Genomic DNA, 3,753 nt, shown 5'->3' with positions numbered 1-3,753 from the left:
GACGGATACGTCTTCGGCGCTGACTATTCCCGAACCGTCCCGCAGACCAACCGTGTAGACGCAGACGGGGTTCGCTCCGGCCAGGTACTGGGCGAGGTCAACGAAGTGGCACACCTCTCCCAGGATGCGGCCCCCTCCCTCGCCGGCGTCAACCACCCAGCTGTCCCTCGGAACCGGGCCCGCGTTGACGCGACAGTGGATGAACAGTGGGGCGGTGCGGGACATGAGTTCCCTGGCACGCCTGGTGAACGGCGAAAACCGCCGGTTGAAGCCCACCATGAGAATCCTGGGGTTGGACTCATATGCGCTCACGACCTGCCGCAACTCGTCTAGGGTGAGAGCGAGCGGCTTTTCCACAAACACGTGCTTGCCCGCATGCAGAGCGTCTACGACCATGCGGGCGTGCAGGTTGTGTCCCGTGAGGATCAGCACGCAATCTATCTCGGGATCCTCCAGGATCTGGCGGTAGTCCGTAGTGCAGTACTCGAAGCCGAACTTGCGACCGGCGTGCTGGCCGGTGAACCCGCTGGCTGTGGCAATTCCCCTCAACACCACTCCTGGCATGCCCTTGAGGATGGGTAGCAGGGTAGTACTGGCGAAGAGCCCGGCTCCTACCACGCCGAGCCGCACAGCATCGGCCCGCGCCCGTGCCGCGGGAAGGCGCAATTCAACCCGGGGGGTTGGCGGAGCCTGAGTCTCCGGGTACGTGAGCAACACTGCAATGTACCTTTCCTTACCCTGCTGGATCAGGTCGTAAGCCCTTTCGGCCTCGTCGATAGAGAAGCGGTGCGTTATCAGCGGCGCCAGCCTGACCTTCCCGGCTGCCACGAGGTGCAGGAACTCCTGCATGTTCCGCTGCTCGGTCCACCGAACGTAAGGGACGGGGTAGTCGACCCCCTTTCGCTCGTACGTGGGGTCGTATATGCCGGGACCCGCAGATCGGGAGACAACGAGTTCCAGCTCCTTCTCGTAGAACACCTTGCGCGGCAGGTCAAGCTTGACCATCCCCGGGACAACAATGCGGGCACGGTCCCTGGCGACCTCGGCTGCCAGTTCGACCGGCTGGCTATCTGCGCTACTGGCGAGCACTATCACCGCATCGGCCCCAACGCCGCCCGTGAACCCCTGCACCGCACGAACAACATCAGCCGTGCCCGCCACAGCCACATCCGCGCCCAGCTCCCCAGCCACCCGGACCTTGTCTGGATCCAAATCGACGCCGCAAACCCGGCAACCGGAAGCCTTCAGAAGCTGCACCGCGATCAGACCGAGGAGGCCGAGGCCGATGACCACTACCCGCTCGCCCAGCCCGGCGCGAGAACACCGCACAGAATGCAGGGCTATGGCTCCAACGCCCGCAAACGCAGCCTCGTCGAACGAAACGCCATCGGGAAGAAGTGCGCAGAGGTTTTTGGGGACGAATACGACTTCAGCATGCGAGGCGTAACCGCTCCCGAAGCAGGCGACTCTGCTGCCCACTTTGATCCCTTCGACCCCGTTGCCCACCGCGATTACGGTGCCGGCGCAACTATACCCGAGGGGTACGGGGGAATCAAGGCGGTTTACAGCCTGCCGGTAGGCCTCGAGCAACCCATCCGTACGGACCTTGTTGACCACCTGCTTCACAAGGTCGGGCCGCGCCAGCGCCTTGCCCAGCAAGCTTTTGCGCGCCAGGTCCATCATGAGCTTTTCGGTGCCGACGCTGACAAGGGACCGCAAGTTCCGTACGAGAACGCCTTCGGGTCGGAGGACAGGCGCGGCTACGTCCGCAACCGTGAGTTCACCCGTCCTGTAGTTCTGTACCACCTGCTTCACACGATGCCTCCAATCCACCCCGCGTGCCAGGCCTGCACCGATCCGTGCCTACCTCGCAGGGATCACCATTGCTCGCGCACCGCCGAAGACATGCCCGGGCCAAAGCTGGCCGCCTGCACGATGCGGTCCCAATTCTCCCGGAACCACTGCACGGTGCGGCGGAGACCTTCCTCAAACGGCACCTTAGGCTCATAGCCCAACTCTTGCCGCGCCCTCTCTATGCAGGCCTTGATGCGGGTCTTCGTATCCCACTTGCGGCGAGGGAGGTACCTCACCCCTGCCGTGTTCCCCGTCAGCCGGTTCACCGTATCAGCCAAATCCCGGATCCGGATCTCTGCGTCACCGGAAAGGTTGTACTCCCTCCCCACGGCAACATCGTAGTATGCTGCGCGCAGGAGACCATCCACCAAGTCGTCCACGTAGGTGAAGTCCCGCGTCTCGTCGCCCGTGCCGGTAATGGGCAAGGGCTTCCCCAGCATGGCCCAGTAGATGAAGTTGGGGATGACGTTCCGATACTGCCCTGGCACCTCACCGGGCCCGTACGAATTGAAGAACCGAGCCTTCACCACCTTCAAGCCGTAGTGGTGGTAGAAGAAGTTGCAGTACAGCTCACCCAGCATCTTGGTGATCTGGTACGGAGTGCTGAGGTGCATGGACATGTACTCCTCTTTCAGCGGAAGAGGAGCATCGCTGCCGTAGACAGAACAGCCCGAGGATGCGTAGACGAATCTCTCGACGCAACCGGAAAGCACCGAATACTGTAGGAGCCTGAGCGTACCCAAGCCGTTGGTCCTCAGATCGAGCTCCGGGTAGTCAACCGAGTTCTGGTTTGCGAAAAAGGCAGCTAAGTGGAACACCACCCGTGGCCACTCGTTGAACACCCTCTTGAGGACAACCTCATCTGCCACGTCACCGTGGACGAACAAGAGGTTCTTGGCCTCGGGTAGGTTCCACCTGGGGGCAGCTGACAGGTCGTCCAGCACGATGACTTTGGGACAACCTGCGTCCAACAACGCCCGTGTAAGATTGCTTCCAATTGCCCCGGCTCCACCGGTCACCAACACGCTCTGACGTGCCACTACCTCGAGATATTGCATCCCCGCGACCCTCCTCCGCCCCACGAGTCAGCTCAATCCGACGGGTTCGCCAGCGAGTCCGCGGCTGACATCGAATTATGATTCCAAAAACCAGGACATTGCCAAACCCTGCAACGCGTTCGGCAGCAGCAATGTCCGCTGTTCAGCTATTATGGGTTCCCCCGTACCAGTTCAGTTGGCGCCGACGCGAACGCCGGGCAACGGCGAATAACGGGAACGACTCCCGCAGCCTGCGAGATCGCTCCGTCCACCCGCCCGAGCAACCGGCAGGTGGCATTACCAGGACGGCCTAAAATCCTTTGGTGCACCCCTCAGCGAATACACGATCGTATGGATGGGCTTGGCAAGTTTGGAATCGTAGACGATTTTGGTTCCCAGCGATGAGTGAAAAAGCGCAAGCGCAACCCATTGGTCCACTGTACGATGTAGGCGGAATCTTGGACTGACCTGAAAGGCGCGGACATCCCCTGACATAACGGTCTCATCTAGGGTGCGGGGCATCATCCCCAGGCGGTGCGCTACTCTCAAGTGTCCGATCCAGAGGGGGTCTATACCCATTACAGCGCAGCACGCCAAATCTCCGGCACCTACGTCGTTCGCGGCAAGAATAAGGTCCATTCGGCGAGGGTTACCCTCCATCGGTCCACTCCTGTCCAGGAAGTACGTCCCGTCGTAGATCGCCAGGCGAGGCTTCAAGGTTCTGTTTATCTCGATGATTAGGCGGTCAAAGTAGGGGTGCAGTCTGAGCCGTTTGGGGTCTGGTATACAACCCCACTGATTCTTGAAGCCAAGGGACACCCCCGTCATGGCGTGAACCTTGGGGACAGGCAAGGTGACAAAA

At 61.1% G+C, this 3,753-nt stretch carries 3 protein-coding genes; all 3 read right to left on the bottom strand.

Annotated features, from left to right (window positions below):
* On the bottom strand, window positions 1–1,815 hold a 1,815-nt coding region (locus tag AB1609_17910; GenBank protein MEW6048322.1), incomplete at its 3' end, for a bi-domain-containing oxidoreductase.
* Between the two features lie 62 nt (window positions 1,816–1,877).
* Window positions 1,878–2,912: an NAD-dependent epimerase/dehydratase family protein gene (locus tag AB1609_17905; GenBank protein MEW6048321.1), complete on the bottom strand. Its 1,035-nt coding sequence runs from the start codon at window positions 2,910–2,912 to the stop codon at window positions 1,878–1,880.
* Window positions 2,913–3,188: 276 nt separating this feature from the next.
* On the bottom strand, window positions 3,189–3,753 hold a 565-nt coding region (locus AB1609_17900; protein ID MEW6048320.1), incomplete at its 5' end, for a DUF362 domain-containing protein.

This window comes from Bacillota bacterium (genome assembly GCA_040754675.1).
Classification (GTDB): Bacteria; Bacillota; Limnochordia; order Limnochordales; family Geochordaceae; genus Geochorda.
Note: the sequence above shows the minus strand (reverse complement) of the source record. Positions and strands in the feature narration are given on the sequence as shown.